Source organism: Actinoplanes sp. NPDC051861 (assembly GCF_040681145.1).
In the GTDB taxonomy this organism is placed as follows: domain Bacteria; phylum Actinomycetota; class Actinomycetes; order Mycobacteriales; family Micromonosporaceae; genus Actinoplanes.
The window spans coordinates 170280-185902 of sequence record NZ_JBFAYE010000010.1 but is presented as its reverse complement, the minus strand read 5'-3'; the positions used below and the strand labels follow the sequence as shown (position 1 = coordinate 185902).

Here is a 15623-nt window from a genome sequence, read left to right as displayed (position 1 = left end):
CGCTTGACGGTCGCAGCCGTTCGTCACAGGGATTCCGCCGGAAGGGGCAACAGCGCCAGCGGTACGTGGTGCTGCCCCGCGTGGATGTCCCGGTCGAAGAGGCCGCCCTGCACGACCGGGCGCGGGAACGACACCTTCACGACGTTGAGCTCCGGGATGCGGAAGACCTGCACCGACTCCTCGTCCACGCCGTACAGACCGGCGATCACCCGCTCGTCGAGGAAGGTCACCCGCGCATAGGCCGCGGCGTCGCGGGCGAACACCTCCAGTGTCACCCAGAACGGGCCGGCGTTCTTGGAACGGACCTCCAGGGCCACGTCACCGACGGTGTCAGGCATCGATCTCTCCCAGGTGGGTGCGGAACAGGCCGGTCGGCGAGTCGACCTCGACGACGTGGTTGAGCACGAATTCGTACGCCGCACCGCGCTCGGTCTCGGCCGGCGACGTGGCGAACGCGAGGCTCGGCAGGTAGTCCATGTCCGGTGTCGGCAGATGCAGCATCAGCGGGTTCGCCACCTTCGCCACGGCGGTGGCGGTCCGCTGGTCGGCGGCCTGCACCAGCAGCATCACGCCCACCTCGCGCGGCGGCCCGGACGCCGGGTCCAGCCGGCCCAGGATCGCGTCGTGGCCGTAGAGCCGGATGTCCAGGTCGTAGTCGCCGGCCCCGAGACCGAGCGTGCCGGACACCCACTCGGTGATCATCTTGCGGAGCAGGGCGGCCCACACGTCGATCTGCCCGAGGATGTGCGGATCGCGGATCGCCGTGAACGACATCGTCTGATAGCCGGTGACCCGGGCGCCCTCCAGCTTGATCGTGTGCTGGGCCGCCGGTTCGAAGCGGGAGCCCTCCACCCGCACCCGGCGGTCGTCCAGTGCCCGGTACACCGCGTCGCGGACCTCGATCGTCCCGGCCGGCTCCCGCATCGTGAACGGGTTGACCGTCTCGTAGAGCATGTGCGCGGCCACCGAGGTGGGCGTGCAGGCGACGTCCGGGTCCAGCGGCTCGATCGTGAACCCGCCCGCGTCGATCGTGGCCAGGACACCCCCGGCGCGCGGGTTCGTGGTGCACTGACCGCCGCACTCGACGATCTTGGAGGCGTGCCAGGTCGGCCCGGCCGGCATGCCCTTCAGGAGCGGGAAGGCGGCCGCCACGGCGGTGTCGGTGGCCCGTCCCGCCAGCACGACGTCGGCGCCGGCCGTGAGGGCGGCGGCGATCGGCTCGTGCCCCATCATCCCGACGATGTTCGAGCAGCTCGCCAGCACCGCCGCGTCGAGCGGGCCGGCGGGCGGCAGCGGGCGGATCCGGCCGAGGTCGAGATCGGCGGCGGTCAGGCCGCTGTAGATCCGGGCCACCTTCAGGGACAGCCCCTCCTCGGCCAGGATCGAGTTCACGATCCCGGCGACCCAGTCGACACCGGAGTCGGTGCCGCTGGTGCCGCAGGACCCGATGATCAGCGGGATGCCGGCGGTCGCCGCCGCGCGCAGCAGGATGCGCAGGTCACGGCCGACCGCCGCGGCCGCGGTCTTGGCGGTGCCGGAGCCGAGGTAGTACGGCCCGGAGTCGGTGGATCCGCCGTCCACCGCGATCACGTCGGCGCCGAGGGCGAGGCCGCGGTCGACGGTCGAGGGCGGGAATCCGCCGCCGAGCATGCCGGTCGGCACCATCACGCGTACGCATGTGGGGTCAGAGTCGGTCATCAGTTTCCTTAACTCGAGGCGATGGAACGGGCGGCCTGCCGGCCGGAGAACAGGCAGCCGCCGAGGAAGGTGCCCTCCAGGGCGCGATAGCCGTGCATGCCGCCGCCGCCGAAGCCGCTGACCTCGCCGGCGGCGTACAGGCCGGGCACCGGGTGGCCGGCGGCGTCGAGGACCCGGCCGTCGAGGTCGGTGTGCAGGCCGCCGAGGGTCTTGCGGGTGAGAACGTGCAGGCGGACCGCGATCAGCGGGCCCATGGCGGGGTCGAGAATTCGGTGCGGCGCCGCCGTCCGCATCAGCCGGTCCCCACGATAGGTCCGGAAATTTCGGATAGAAGCGATCTGCATGTCCTTGGTGAACGCATTGTTCAGCTCCCGGTCCCGCGCTTCCAGAACGCGCCGGACCTCTTTCAAGGACAGCAGCGGCGACTCGGTCAGCGAATTCATCCCGGCCACCAGCTCATCGAGCGTGGAGGCGACCACGAAATCGGCGCCGTTGCGCTTGAACGCCTCCACCGGCGCCGGCGCGCCACCGCGGATCCGGCCCAGGACCTTACGGATGTCCCGGCCGGTCAGATCCGGATTCTGCTCCGATCCGGAGAGCGCGAACTCCTTCTCGATGATTTTCTGGGTGAGCACGAACCAGCTGTGGTCGAAACCGGTGGACCGCAGATGGGCGAGCGTTCCGAGCGTGTCGAATCCGGGATAGAGCGGAACCGGCAACCTCCGGCCGAGCGCGTCCAGCCAGATCGAGGAGGGGCCGGGCAGAATCCGGATTCCGTGGCGTTCCCACACCGGGTCCCAGTTCTGCACGCCCTCGACGTAGTGCCACATCCGATCCGGGTTGATCACGGCGCCACCAGCGGCTTCGGTGATCCCGATCATCCGGCCGTCGACGTGCGCCGGCACCCCGGAAATCATCTGGGCGGGCGGTGTGCCGAGTCGCTCCGGCCAATTCCGGCGCACCAGGTCGTGATTGCCGCCGATGCCGCCGGACGTCACGACCACGATCGGCGCGGTCAGGGTGAAATCCGCGGTCTCCGTGCGGCTGCTGGGTCTGCCGCGGGGCACGCTGCTCGGTTCAAGGACTTTTCCGCGTACGCCGGAAACGGCACCGCCGCTCGTCGTGATCTCGTCCACCCGGTGCCGGAACCGGAACTCCACCTCTCCCGCACGGGCTCTGTTCGCGAACGTCTCCACCAGCGCCGGACCGGTTCCCCAGGTGATGTGGAATCGCGGCACCGAATTGCCGTGCCCGGTGGCGTCATATCCGCCGCGCTCGGCCCAGCCGACGATCGGGAACAGTTTGATCCCCAGTTGCCGCAGCCACGCGCGTTTCTCCCCGGCGGCGAAGTCGACGTACGCCTCCGCCCATCGCCGCGGCCATTCGTCCTCGGCCCGGTCGAAACCGGCGCTGCCGAGCCAGTCCTGCCAGGCGAGTTCCCGCGAGTCGCGGATGCCCATCCGGCGCTGCTCCGGCGAGTCGACCAGGAACAGCCCGCCGAACGACCAGAACGCCTGCCCGCCGAGGCTCTGCTCGGGTTCCTGGTCGACCACGATCACCGAGCGGCCGGCGGCGGCCAGCTCCGAGGCGGCGACCAGGCCGGCCAGGCCGGATCCGACGACGATCACATCCGCGCTGGTCATGCGCGTTCCTTTCCGAGCAGGTGGGCGTTGACCGAGGAGCCCGGCTCGCCGGCGAGGGCGGCGACGAGTTCCCGTGCTCCCTGGACCCCGGCCGCGCGGCGGGCCTCGGCGGTCTGGCCGGCCATGTGCGAGTACACGGTGATGCCGGGGATGTCGCGCAGCACGCTTCCGGCGGGCAGCGGCTCGGTCTCCACCACGTCGAGAGCGGCGCCGGCGATCCGGCCCGTGCGGACCGCCTCGGCCAGGGCGGCCTCGTCGACGATGGGCCCGCGCGCGGTGTTGATCAGGTGGGCGGTCGGCTTCATCTGGGCGAGCGCGGCGGCGTCGATCAGGTGCCGGGTGCGCTCGGTGAGGGCGGTGTGGATCGACACGAAGTCGGACTTCCGGAGCAGGTCGGCGAGGGGGACCTCGTTGCCGAGAACCCGCATGCCGAACGCCTCGGCGAGTGGCTTGACCCGCTGGGCGACGGCACCGCGGCCGATCACGCCCAGGAATTTGCCGCTCAGCTCGTACCCATCCTGTCTTGGCCATGATCTGGCCTGGACGCCGGCAGCGAGCGTGACCAGGCTCCTGGCCTGGGCGAGGATCAGGCCGATGGTGTACTCGGCGACGGCGTTCGCGTTGATGCCGGGCAGGTTGCTGACGCTGATGCCGAGGCGGGTGGCGGCCGGCACGTCGACCGAGTCGTATCCGACGCCGGTGCGCACGACGGCGCGCAGGCTCGGCGCCGCCCGCAGAACCATCTCGGTCATCGGCTCGTTGGCGATCAGCGCGCCCTCGGCGCCTTGCAGCGCGGCGACGAGCTGTTGCGGATCGCGTGGACCACGCATCGGGTCGTGCCGGGTCGTCCAGCCGAGGCCGGTCAGATACGTGTCCACCTCGTCGCCGGGTACCAGGTAGTCGGTGGTGATCAGGATGGTCATTGCGCCCTTTCCAGGCGGTTCAGCTTGATGACGACCAGCAGGGCGAGAAGTGCCAGGATCGCGATGTCCAGGAGCATCCAGGTCCAGCCGGAGAGGTCGACCGCGGCGCCGACGAGTGCCGGACCGGCGAAGCCGCCGAGGTACCAGGTGACGGCGTAGAGGCCGGTGTAGGCGCCGAGCATGCGGCTCGACGGCGCGAGGTTCCAGAGGGCCACGGCGGCGTTGATCAGGAAACCGGCGGCACCCGCTGCAGCTATGCAGAAGAGGACGATCGTCCCGGTCGGCGTCCGCACGAAGGCGCCGGCGGTGAGAGCGGCGGCGAAGACGGCGATGCCGACGGCGATCACGCGCAGCCGCCCGAACCGTTCCGCGGCCAGCGCCGCCGGCCATGCGGCGATCAGGTAGGCGATCCCGCTGGGCAGGGTGAGACCGCCGGCCTCACCGCGGGTCAGGCCGAGAGCCTCCATTCCGTACGGTGTCATCAGCGACCTCGACGCGAACCACGCCCCGCCGAACAGGAAGACGGTGAGCAGCAGGAGCACGCGGCGGCGGTCGCGACTGGTCACCAGCTCGGTGATGACGCGCCACAGCGGTGACTTCGTCTCGCCCGGACCGGCGACGGCGTCCTCGGCCACCGCTGCCTGATAGGCGGGCGACCGGCTGTCGCGCACCTTGACGATCAGCACTCCGGTGACCAGCAGCAGGATCACGGCCGGGATCGCGAAGGCGGCGCGCGGGGACTCGTCCACCACGAAGAGGCTGATCAGCGACGCCACGATGATGGTCAGCGAGGTGGCGATCTTGACGATCGCGTTGGTCCGGCCGCGTCGCTCCGGAGCGACGAAGTCCGGTGTCAGCGACTCGGCCAGGGGGCGCATGGTGTTGGCCACCAGCGCGTAGCAGACCATCACGACGATCAGCGTGGTCAGCGACGTGGTCCAGGGCAGCAGCACGAAGAGCAGGGCGGCGAGCGGCATGCCCACCGCGAGGTACGGGATCCGGCGGCCCCATCTCGTGCGGGTGTTGTCCGACCGGTTCCCGATCCAGGGCTGGATGAAGATCCCCAGAAGGTTGTCCATGCCCATCAGCACGCCGATCAGCGCCGCGCTCGCGACGTGGTCGCGCAGCAGCGCGGGCACCTGGTTGTCGTAGAAGTTCCACGTCGACTCCTGCGCGAACAGCGCGAGAGCGATGAAAAAAGTGATCTTCCGATAGGACACCGCGTCGTCGCGGACCTTCGTTTCGGCCATGTCGCCTCCATGTGTCCGGCGTCACGCTATTTTGCTGTAGCAAAAGTGTCAACAGTTGCTTCGTTAGTTAGCCATGGCATGCGCTAGGGTGTCGTCATGACAGGCACGGAAACCCTCGCCGACCAGGCGTATCAGCACGTCCGCACGGCCATCGCGACCGGCGAACTGGCGCCGGGGGAGAAGGTGACCGAGCGCGGCATGGCCGAGCGGCTCGCGATCAGCCCCACCCCGGTCCGCGAGGCACTGCGCCGACTCGAACTCGACGGGCTCATCGAGCGGATCGGCCCGCGCACGGTCCTGGTCGCCGCGATCCGCGACGCCGCCATCGACGACCTGGCCGAGGTCGAGGTCGGCCTGCGCGGCCTGGTCGCCCGGTTCGCCGCCCGGCACGCCACCCACGCGCAGCTCGACACCCTCGACGAGATCCTCGACCGCGCCGACGACCTGCTGATCCTGCTCAAGGAGCGCCGCGCGCAGGGACAGCCCACCGTTCGCCACCTCAACGCTCTGCTGGACACCATGCAGGAGTTCAACGACACAGTGGACGCGTGCGCTCACAACCCGGTCCTGGTCCGGATGCTGGAGCAGAGCCGGGTGTTCTCCCGGCCGCAACGCCGCGAGCTCCTGCTGCGCCGCGTCGCCGAGGACGACACGTTCGGGCTCTCCCGCTGGACGAGCCACCGGGCTCTCGTCCGAGCGCTGCGGGCCGGCGACTCCGCCGCGGCGGAACAGGTTGCCCTCGCCGACTCGCAGGGCGGCCTCGACGCACTGCGGGAGGGACGATGACCACGCATCGCATCGCGGTCATCCCCGGCGACGGCATCGGCAAGGAGGTGGTCCCGGCCGGCATCGAGGCACTCCTCGTCACGGCCGGCCGGTTCGACCTGCGCCTGGAGTTCGAGATGTTCGACTTCGCCAGCGCCGACTACTGGCAGCGGCACGGCACGATGCTGCCCGCCGACTGGGAGCAGACCCTGCGCGGCTTCGACGCCATCTTCTTCGGGGCGGTCGGCTGGCCCTCGGTGGTGCCCGACCACATCTCGCTCTGGGGCAGCCTGCTGCAGTTCCGGCGCACCTTCGATCAGTACGTGAACCTGCGCCCGTGCCGCCTCATGCCCGGTGTGCGCAGTCCCCTGGCCGGCCGGGTGCCCGGCGACATCGACTTCCTGGTGGTGCGCGAGAACACCGAGGGGGAGTACTCGAGCATCGGCGGCCGCATCTTCGAGGGCACCGATCGGGAGACCGTCCTGCAGGAGACGGTGATGACCCGTACCGGTGTGGACCGGGTCCTCCGGTTCGCCTTCGAGCAGGCCCGGCGCCGTCCGGCCGGGCATCTGACGTCGGCCACCAAGAGCAACGGCATCTCGATCTCGATGCCGTACTGGGACGAGCGGGTCGCTGCCATGTCCTCGGACTTCCCCGATGTACGCGTCGACAAGTTCCACATCGACGCCCTGGCCGCCCAGTTCGTCCTGCACCCGGACTGGTTCGACGTCGTCGTCGCCAGCAACCTGTTCGGCGACATCCTCTCCGACCTGGGCCCGGCCTGCACCGGCACGCTGGGCATCGCCCCCAGCGCCAACATCAACCCCTCCGGCGACTCCCCCAGCCTCTTCGAGCCGGTCCACGGCTCCGCCCCGGACATCGCGGGCCAGGGCATCGCCAACCCGATCGGCCAGATCTGGTGTGGCTCGATGATGCTGGACCACCTCGGCCACCCGGAGGCCGCCGCGCACCTGCTGGGCGCGATCGAGGACGTCCTGGCAGCGGGTCCGCGCGACGCACCCTTGACACCCGACCTGCACGGCACCGGCACCACCACGGAACTCGGCACCGCCATCGCCGACCGCGTGCGCGAACGCTGAAAGCCGCCCGTCGAACTGTCGTATCTGCGACGGACGTTGGGTGATCAATTCGTGGCTGTTGGTAGCGCGATTTTGGTAGATTCCCGGTCCTCCCCCATGGACGGTTCGGGATGGGCGCGTGACCGATTGCCGCATATTGCTTCGAGGGACGGCTGGTGAGCTGACGTTCGCCGGCTGTGGGTTCGTGCTGGCCGGTGGCGTCGTCATGACGGCGGAGCACGTCGTGGCGGAGCGGCGCGACGGTGAAGAGATTCTGGTGCGGACCGCTGAGGGCACCGAGTTCGTCGCCGGGAGTGTGACGGTCGATCCGGTGGTGGACGTCGCGGTGTTGCGGGCGGCGGACGTGCCGGTGTCGGGGTGGCGGCCGGGTCCGGCCGTGGTGGGTGCGCGGTGGATGGTCGCCAGCCGTCCGGGGGACGATGATCCGCAGCTGACCGGCACGGTCACGGCGGTGGACCGGCGGGTGGTGCTCAGCGGTGGGCACGAGGTCGCCGTGCTGCAACTCGCCGTCGAGCAGCCCCTCGACTGGTACGAGGGGTATTCGGGAAGCGCGGTCCGCCTCGCGACGGCACCGTCCACGGTGATCGGTGTGGTCAGCGAGCAGGTCCGCAGCCGGCTCGACGGGGAGGTCCGGCGGGGTGTGCCGGTTCTCTACGCGGCGCCGATGACCACCGTGGCCCGGCGTTTCGGGCTGACTCCCGTCGCGGGACCGCCCGCCGAGATGGTCGAGCGGGTGCGGGCGCTCCTCGACGACGAACGCGCCGCCGAGGCCGACCGGATGCTGCACCGGGTCGCGCGGGACGGGCGGCAGAACGCGGCGTACTGGTACTGGAAGGCCCGCGTGGCACTGGCCGGGGGCAACCTGGCGGTTGCGCTCGCCTACACCGAGCAGGCGCTGGGGTTCGATTCCGCGAATGCTCCCGCCGTGGCGATCAAGGTGACGATCCTGCTGCTGCAGAACACTCCGGCGGCCCGCGACCAGGCCCGGCGCCTGGAGAAGGACGGCCGCCGGCTCGACCCGGCCCTCGACGAATGGCTCGACTGTCTCGGCACCTGCGGCATGTTCGACGGCGGTGTGCGCACCCCCACCGACCTCGACGCCCGGTGCCCCCTCCCGGCCGCCATCAGCTGATCGGAGACTCCGCGATGCGCCGCTCATCTCTGCCACTCATGTCCGTCGCCCTGCTCGCCCTCTTCGTCCTCCCGGTGGTGGCCGCCCTCTTCGGCGCGCTGCCCTGGGTCTGGGCGGTCGGGCTGGTCCTGGCCGCCGGCGCCGTCGCGGTGGTACTCGGCAGCGCCCAACTGAGACGCACCGAGCAGACCGCCGCAACGCCACCCCCGCCGCGAGACACCGCACCCGAGCCGCTGGTGGAGACGCCCGAGCCCCCGCCGCTCACCCGCGAGGGGGTCATCCCACCGCCCCGCAAACAGGCCGACCAGCAGCCTTCGCCGCCCGACGACGCGAGCAGGCCCGACACTGCCCTTCACGAATTGGGCCACGACTTGGCCCGGGTGAACAGGGAGAAAATGCGGGCGGTCCAATCTCCGCCCGACGACGATGGCGATCTGCCGGAGCCGCCGCGGCGGTCGGCGCCGCCGTCCCGGCCGCCGCGGCGGTCGGCGCCCCCGGTGCTGCCGCGGCCGCCGCGCGGCGGCATCGATCGGCGTCGTGCGGAACCGGCCAGCGATGCCGGGTGGCCGTCAGGGGGAAACCCGTGGCAGGAGGACGGGGTATGGGCGGGAGCGGAGGGGGCGGCGGCTGGTGACTGGGCCGCCGAGACCGAGTCCTCGAATGCGGGGTGGAACGAGGCCGCCGGCTCGGTGCGCGGCGGTCGCGGGAGTGCGGGACGGGAGGAGGACTACGGCGACCTCTTCGCGGCGCGGCGCCAGATGGCTCCGAGGCCGTCGGTGCGGATGAGCGCAAGACCGACCAGCGCGGTGCTCGGTGGTGCGGGTGCGCGGGTGCCGGTGGGGCAGCGGGACGAGCCGCTGCCGCATGACGGGCTGTTCATTCGGCGGAACAACGCTTTCGGGACCAGGCTCACGCATGGGGTGAAGGACCTGATCGACGAGGGGGTGCTGGTCGAGCAGGAGCAGATCCGGTTCGACGATTTCGTGGCGGGGAACATCGACGATCTGGCTCCGCCGAGTGATGGGAGTGCGGTCGCCGTACGTCATGGTTGGTCTGAAGCGCAAGGGAACGTCAAAGCTCAGCCCGGCACCACGCATTTCCTGGAAGTCGCGCTCCGCGCGGCTGACGCCCCCGCGCACGCCGCCCGGCACGCCGCGCCGCTGCCGGTCAACATCGTGTTCGCGGTGGACACCAGCAGCTCGATGGGCGGCGAGAAGATCGACCTGGTGAAGGCGGCCGTGCTCGGCCTCTTCGACCAGCTGCGCGACGACGACGTGCTCGGGATCGTCTCGTTCGACACCACCGCCAGCACCGTCCTGCCGTCCACCCGCAAGGCCGACATCGACAAGCCCGGCCTCACCGCTGTCGTCGGGCGGCTGATCCCGAAGGGCTCGACGGATCTGAACATGGGCGTGCAGTACGCGCTCAACGAACTGGAACGGCACAGCCTGGACGGCACGATCGCCAACCACATGTACCTGTTCTCGGACGGCCAGCCGATCTCGGGCGAGACCGACTGGATCAAGATCCGCGCCAAGGCCGCCGAGCGGATCCGCGGGGACGTCACGATCTCCTGTTTCGGGTTCGGTTACGACGCTCAGATGCGGGAACTGGACGCTCTCGCCGGGCTGACGGGCGGTCAGTCCACGTTCGTCACCGACCCCGATACGGTACGGCTGAGCCTCGCCGAGGATCAGACTCGCCGTGAGCATCTGGCCGCCATCAACATCCAGCTCAAGATCGAGATCCCGGCGGAGGTGACCGTCTGGCACCTTTACGGACATGACCTGATCACCGACCGCGCCGCCCGCCAGGCCGTGATCCAGGAGGCGCGCGACACCGGCCGCCGTGGTCTGGAGCAGTACGGTGTGGCGCCGCTCAAGGATCTGATCACCGACGAGTCCGGCATCCGGATCTTCGCGCCCGACCTGGCGTTCGGTGAGGCGTACTGGGTGGTCCTGGAGGTGCAGATCCCGGACGGCGTGCCCGCGCCCGGCGACGGTTCGGTGACCGTGCAGTTCCTGGACGTCGCCAACCGGGAGAACCACCGCCGCCCGCTGCGCTTCACCGAGCCCGCGACGATCCCGGCGAGCGTCGTGCAGGCCCACGCGATCGGCCTGTGGACCAGCGAGGTCACGTTCTACGCCCTCGACGACCTGTACGCCGACGACCGCACCACCGCCAAGCAGCGCCTGCGCAACCACGCGGAGAGTCTGCGGGCAGCCTACGAGTTCTCCCCGGCACCCCAGTTCCGCGACGACCGCGTCACGATGATGAAGCTGGTCTCGCTGACCGACAACCTCGGCCAGACCCGCCGCTTCCACGACGGCGCGGGCCCGTCCGCCTGGGCCGCCGCCGTCCAGACGATGAGCCAGTTCGGCCGCGTCCGAAACGGCTTCCACCGGGTCTGATGGAGCCGGCCCACTTCGACCTGCGCGGGGCTCAGGGCGTCCAGATCAACACGGGCGCCGGCGGGGTGCAGGTCAACCGGTTCACCGAGGGCTGGCGCCGCCCGATCCTCCCGGCGCTGACCGGCCGGGAGGTGCCGCGGCCGGAGCTGATGGACCGGCTCGTGGATCTGGTGCTGGCACCGGCCGCCGGCACCGTCGCGATGGCCACGGCACTGCGCGGCGCCGGTGGCTTCGGCAAGACGACGCTGGCCCGGATGCTGGCCCACGATCCCCGCCTCCGGGATCGCTTCCCGGACGGGATCGTCTGGGTCACGTTCGGCAGCGACCTGACCGGCCCGGACCTGGCCAACGAGATCAACGGCGTGTGCGCCCTGCTGACCGGTGCTCCGGCGGCCCTGCCGACACCCGTTCAGGCGGGCGCCGAGCTGGCCCGGCGCATCGGCGACCGGCGGGTGCTGCTCGTCCTTGACGACGTGTGGTTGTCGACCCAGCTGGAGCCGTTCCTGTTCGCGGCCGAGAACGTGGTCCGTCTCGTCACCACCCGCGACAGCTCGGTGCTGCCACCAGCCACGGAGTCCGTCCTGGTCGACGCCATGAGCAGGGAGAGCGCGACCCGGCTCGTGGCGGAGAACCTCCCCGACGTCGAGGCCGATGTCGTCGACGACGTACTGGCGGTGACCGGGCGATGGCCGCTCCTGCTCAGCCTGGTCAACGGCGCGGCCGGCTCGGACGTTGCGGCGGGACGGCCGGTCACCGACGCGCTCGCGGAGATCCTCACGGCCCTGCACGAGGCCGGCCCGACAGTCCTGGACGTCCACGAGGAGGGCCGCCGAGACCGCGCGATCACCACGACGATGGAGGTGAGCCTCGCGCGCCTGACTGACGACGAACGCCTGCGCTACGAGGAATTGGCCGTGTTCGGCGAGGACGTGGAGGTCCCGCGTCGAATCATCGAACGGTTCTGGGCACACACCGGCGGCTGGACGCCCTTCCAGTCACACCGTTTCTGCCGCCGCCTCGCCGACATGTCACTGGCCGCCTATCCCCAGGACGAACCGCGGCTGCTGCTGCACGACGTCGTGCGCGCCTATCTGCACCACAATCTGAGCCGGCCGGCACGCGATCTGCACGCGGCGTTCCTTGCCGCGCAAGCCGATCCTGCCGAACCGGCTTGGCCGCACGGGAGCGTCGGCGAACTGTTCCTCTGGCAGTGGATCCCTACACATCTTGCTATGGCCGGCAAAGACGAGCAGCTCAAAGGACTCCTCTTGGACCCCGGCTTCCTGATCGGCAAGCTCCAACGGATGAACCCGGCAGCCGTCGAGTCCGACTTCACCCTGCTCGACGACCCGGTGCTGACGAGCCTCGCCCAGACGGTCCGCCAGAATGCCCACCTGCTCGGCGCGCGACCGGTCGCCGCAGGCGAATTTACGAGCATCTCCAGCCATCACGTGCTCGCCAACACACTCGCCGCCGCGGTCACCCACCGCCCGCTTCGGGACGGGCTTCTGACGTCGGTACCCGCGGAGGCACGCCTGCCCGTCGACGACAGCATCATGGAATCCGCCCATCCGGCACTCGTCCGGGTCCTGGCGAGAGGCGACGACCGGCCCGTCGATCTGCGCTACCTGTCAACCCACGACGTCGTCGTTGTGGCCTTCCTCGAATCGGTGCGTGTATACGACCGGTTCGGGAAGGAAGTCCACCGCGTCCTCGCTCCGGAAGGTTCGTTGATGGAACTCTCCGGCGATGGATCGACAATGGCCGTGTCCCTTCCTGTGTGGGAACGCTGCCTGGTCGAGGTTTACGCCACTGCCAGCGGCACGCTGATCCGCCGGATCGATCGGGATCCGTTCGATCCACCCTTGATCAGCCTCAACCACACGGGGGCCGTCCTGGCGATTGCCGGCCGCGACCGGATCGCAATATTTGATCTCACCAGCAAGAAACCGCCTCGCACGGTTTCTTGTCCCCGACCTCATATCCTCGCCTTCACTACGGACGGTGCTCACCTTCTGCTGATTGGCGGGCGGCCCTTTGCACAACAAGACCTTGGTGTCGTATCGCTGCTCTCACAGGACATTCGCTCCATTCGCACTCCGGCCAGAGTGTCGGACTGCGTTGTTGCGACGGCCCCGGCAGGCACAGCGGTAGCCGCGCTCGCATATGAAGGCGGCGGCGCCGGGATTCTGCGGATCGCGGAAGGGCTGTCCATCGAGCACCTCTCGGGCCGCGACGTCCGTGACAGCTTGACGTTCTCCGGTGACGGCCGCCGGCTGATGGCGTATGAGGGGCGCGAGCTGGTGATCTGGGACATGAACGACTTGAGCCGCGTCGAGCGCATCGGGGCTCCGGTCAGAAACGCGTCGAATCCGGCCATCTCGTCGGACGGGCGGACAGTGGTGCTCGGGCACGAGCGGGGAATATCCGTGTTCGATCGCGAAACGGGCTCAGAGGTGGGTCTCATCGGCGCGGCATCGCCGCACACTCTCATCCCGGCTCGTGACGCGAACCACTTCGTTTCGGCCGACGCCGAATCCGTGTCGGTCTGGCAGATCGCGGCCGATTCACTGCCTGTCAGCCGGCACCGCTGGACCTGCGCCGTTGCGAATGTCGACGAGAATGTCCTTCTCGCCTCCGCGGACGGATATCTCGACCTGAGGGATTCCGGCGGCTCATCGCGCGAACACGCCCGGGTCGGCGGCCGCCCGACCGCGTTGTTCCGAGATGTCACCGGCGGATGGGCCGCGGTCCGGTCGGACTCCGGCATCTTCGTCTGGCGCCCGGGCCGAGAGCCCGTTCGCCTGCATGACAGCGGTTTCGCGGATGCTGCGCTCAAAGCCGCGGGCCATCAGCGGCTCGTGACCACGGACACCGAGAACATTCAAATCTGGGATGTCGCTGGGGAACCCCGGAAGACCAGTCAGATGCGGATGCCCACCGACAGCCGAGTTTTGCTCGCCACACCGACCGACGGTCGTTGGTTCGCCGCTGCCGGCTACGGCAATGTCGACGATGCCCTCAGCCGAGGGCAGGTGATCATCCGGGAGACCGCGAGCGGACTAGAGCTGGGGCGCCTCCCAGGAACCACTCATCACGTGTGGGAGTTGGTCGCGGACCCCCACGGCTATTGGCTGGTGGCCTTCGACGCCGACGGCGTAGCGCGAACCTTCGACGTGCGATCGATGGAGATTTCCTCGACAAGACTCCACCACGAGAACTCGATCATTTGCTCTGCACTTCATCCCGACGCGACCACGATCGCGGCGGGCGCCTACGACGAGATCGTGATCTGGCGCGTGCGTGATCACACCGCCGACATTCGCCTGCGCACCTCTGAAGGCGGCCTGATCATCGCCCTGGCCTGGTCACCGGACGGCGTCCGGCTCGCCGTGGCCAGGCAGGCCGGATCCCTGGAGGTCTGGAACGTCGCGGAGCGCCGGATGTCCGCTCTCCTCCGACTCGACTGCTCGCTCCGCGACATCTCCTGGTACGGCAATCTGATCACGATGAACGGGTCGCGGGGTCCGGTCCTCGTGCGGCTCTCCCCAGACGGCTGAACAGGACCGCGACCGGCGCCAGCAAGCCCGCCGAGGCCAGCAGCGCGACCCGGATCGACGTGCGGCCGGCGAGAGCCCCGAGTGGTGGGCCGCCCACGATCTGGCCGATCGCGTCGAACTGGTTGTTCACCGAGAGAACCGTGGCTCGCGAGGCCGAGTCCACGTTGCGGTTGAGCCAGGCGGCCTGGAGTGGCTCGGACAGGGCCCGGGACGCGTCGCGGACCAGCACGGAACCCAGTGCCAGCCAGAGGTTCTGCAACACCGCCAGCCCCGCCATGCCCACCACTTGAGCCAGTGTGAGCAGGGCCAGCAGCGCACTCGGGTGCGGTGACCGGGCGGCCCGGGACACCGCGATGTTGGCGAGGAGGGCCAGCAACTGTCCGGCCACCGCGAAGGCCGCGAAGAACACCGCCGGCGACACCGGCAGCGTGAAGGACGCCAGCACGTGCGCTGTCCACAATCGGTCGAACGCCTCGCTCGACAGGCCCGCCAGGAGGCTGATCAGCAGGAACGAGCGGACGACCGGGTGGCGGCGGGCCTGGACGACACCCGCCACGAACACGCGGCGCATGGCGGTGAACGAGCCGCGATCATGGCCGGGGACGAAGTTGTGCTCACGCATGATCAGCAACAGCACCGCGACGAGGATCAGATAGCCGGCGCCCGCGACGAGCATGGGCAGCCGCAGGGACGCCGCGCCCAGTGCGCCCGCGAGGCACGTGCCCAGGATTGAGGCAACAAGCGCGACGCGCTGGCCGCGGAGAAAGACGTCCGGGCCGGCCTCGTCGAAGATCCACGCCTCGACCGCACCGGACGTGAAGGTGTACCCGAGTCCCCACACCACCTGAGCCGCGAGGATCCACCAGAACGTCGCCAGCGAACCCTGCAGGATCAGGGACAGCCCGATGAGGACAAATCCGATTAAGACGGACAGTCGGCGGGACCAGACATCAGCGACCAGCCCGGTCGGCACTTCCCCGAGGAAGCACGTGATTTCGAGGACCGTGCCGACAACAACGAGCTGAAACGCAGACAATCCGGCAACCGAGACCTGGTAAACGAGCAAAAGTGTGAAGGCGACCGCGAAAAAGCCGTGATTGGCCGCGACGAGCACGTAGTAGACCCGTGACTGATCACGCAC

Annotated in this window: 11 protein-coding genes; 5 read left to right on the top strand and 6 right to left on the bottom strand. The window is 69.6% G+C overall.

Annotated features, from left to right (window positions below):
• Positions 1-23: 23 nt before the first annotated feature.
• From AB0M02_RS25790 to AB0M02_RS25770, 5 genes are read right to left on the bottom strand one after another with little or no spacing between them, the layout of a single operon-like run.
• Positions 24-338 (bottom strand): DUF4387 domain-containing protein, encoded by a 315-nt coding sequence (locus AB0M02_RS25790; protein WP_364230896.1) that lies wholly within the window; start codon positions 336-338, stop codon positions 24-26.
• On the bottom strand, positions 331-1698 hold the full coding sequence (locus AB0M02_RS25785; RefSeq protein WP_364230894.1) for an acyclic terpene utilization AtuA family protein: 1368 nt from the start codon (positions 1696-1698) through the stop codon (positions 331-333). Before AB0M02_RS25785 ends, AB0M02_RS25790 begins: the two co-directional genes overlap by 8 nt.
• An 8-nt stretch (positions 1699-1706) precedes the next feature.
• A complete protein-coding gene (locus tag AB0M02_RS25780; protein ID WP_364230891.1) occupies positions 1707-3341 on the bottom strand; it encodes an FAD-binding dehydrogenase in 1635 nt (544 codons plus the stop codon).
• Positions 3338-4264 (bottom strand): NAD(P)-dependent oxidoreductase, encoded by a 927-nt coding sequence (locus AB0M02_RS25775; protein WP_364230890.1) that lies wholly within the window; start codon positions 4262-4264, stop codon positions 3338-3340. Before AB0M02_RS25775 ends, AB0M02_RS25780 begins: the two co-directional genes overlap by 4 nt.
• Positions 4261-5514 carry an MFS transporter gene (locus tag AB0M02_RS25770; RefSeq protein ID WP_364230888.1) on the bottom strand — a complete coding sequence of 418 codons (1254 nt, stop codon included), beginning with the start codon at positions 5512-5514 and terminating at the stop codon, positions 4261-4263. Before AB0M02_RS25770 ends, AB0M02_RS25775 begins: the two co-directional genes overlap by 4 nt.
• A 96-nt stretch (positions 5515-5610) precedes the next feature.
• Between AB0M02_RS25770 and AB0M02_RS25765 the strand changes: the two genes are divergently transcribed.
• The 5 genes from AB0M02_RS25765 to AB0M02_RS25745 all read left to right on the top strand — a co-directional run bounded on the left by AB0M02_RS25765 (position 5611) and on the right by AB0M02_RS25745 (position 14482).
• Positions 5611-6300, top strand: a complete 690-nt coding sequence (locus AB0M02_RS25765) for a GntR family transcriptional regulator (protein ID WP_364230886.1) — start codon at positions 5611-5613, stop codon at positions 6298-6300.
• A complete protein-coding gene (locus tag AB0M02_RS25760; protein WP_364230884.1) occupies positions 6297-7379 on the top strand; it encodes a tartrate dehydrogenase in 1083 nt (360 codons plus the stop codon). The genes AB0M02_RS25765 and AB0M02_RS25760 overlap by 4 nt, the downstream gene beginning before the upstream one ends.
• Positions 7380-7497: 118 nt before the next feature.
• Complete coding sequence (locus AB0M02_RS25755) at positions 7498-8511, top strand: serine protease (protein ID WP_364230882.1); 1014 nt, start codon at positions 7498-7500, stop codon at positions 8509-8511.
• A gap of 14 nt (positions 8512-8525) precedes the next feature.
• A complete protein-coding gene (locus AB0M02_RS25750) occupies positions 8526-10922 on the top strand; it encodes a VWA domain-containing protein (RefSeq protein WP_364230880.1) in 2397 nt (798 codons plus the stop codon).
• Positions 10922-14482, top strand: coding sequence for an NB-ARC domain-containing protein (locus AB0M02_RS25745; RefSeq protein ID WP_364230878.1), 3561 nt, complete (start codon positions 10922-10924; stop codon positions 14480-14482). The genes AB0M02_RS25750 and AB0M02_RS25745 overlap by 1 nt, the downstream gene beginning before the upstream one ends.
• Here the strand turns inward: AB0M02_RS25745 and AB0M02_RS25740 are convergent.
• Positions 14427-15623 carry an MFS transporter gene (locus AB0M02_RS25740; protein WP_364230875.1) on the bottom strand — a complete coding sequence of 399 codons (1197 nt, stop codon included), beginning with the start codon at positions 15621-15623 and terminating at the stop codon, positions 14427-14429. The genes AB0M02_RS25745 and AB0M02_RS25740 overlap by 56 nt on opposite strands.

Excerpts from the sequence above, each read along its gene's own strand:
- AB0M02_RS25790 (WP_364230896.1), bottom strand. The coding sequence starts at position 338 with ATGCCTGACACCGTCGGTGACGTGGCCCTGGAGGTCCGTTCCAAGAAC.
- AB0M02_RS25785 (WP_364230894.1), bottom strand. The coding sequence starts at position 1,698 with ATGACCGACTCTGACCCCACATGCGTACGCGTGATGGTGCCGACCGGC.
- AB0M02_RS25780 (WP_364230891.1), bottom strand. The coding sequence starts at position 3,341 with ATGACCAGCGCGGATGTGATCGTCGTCGGATCCGGCCTGGCCGGCCTG.
- AB0M02_RS25775 (WP_364230890.1), bottom strand. The coding sequence starts at position 4,264 with ATGACCATCCTGATCACCACCGACTACCTGGTACCCGGCGACGAGGTG.
- AB0M02_RS25770 (WP_364230888.1), bottom strand. The coding sequence starts at position 5,514 with ATGGCCGAAACGAAGGTCCGCGACGACGCGGTGTCCTATCGGAAGATC.
- AB0M02_RS25765 (WP_364230886.1), top strand. The coding sequence starts at position 5,611 with ATGACAGGCACGGAAACCCTCGCCGACCAGGCGTATCAGCACGTCCGC.
- AB0M02_RS25760 (WP_364230884.1), top strand. The coding sequence starts at position 6,297 with ATGACCACGCATCGCATCGCGGTCATCCCCGGCGACGGCATCGGCAAG.
- AB0M02_RS25750 (WP_364230880.1), top strand. The coding sequence starts at position 8,526 with ATGCGCCGCTCATCTCTGCCACTCATGTCCGTCGCCCTGCTCGCCCTC.
- AB0M02_RS25745 (WP_364230878.1), top strand. The coding sequence starts at position 10,922 with ATGGAGCCGGCCCACTTCGACCTGCGCGGGGCTCAGGGCGTCCAGATC.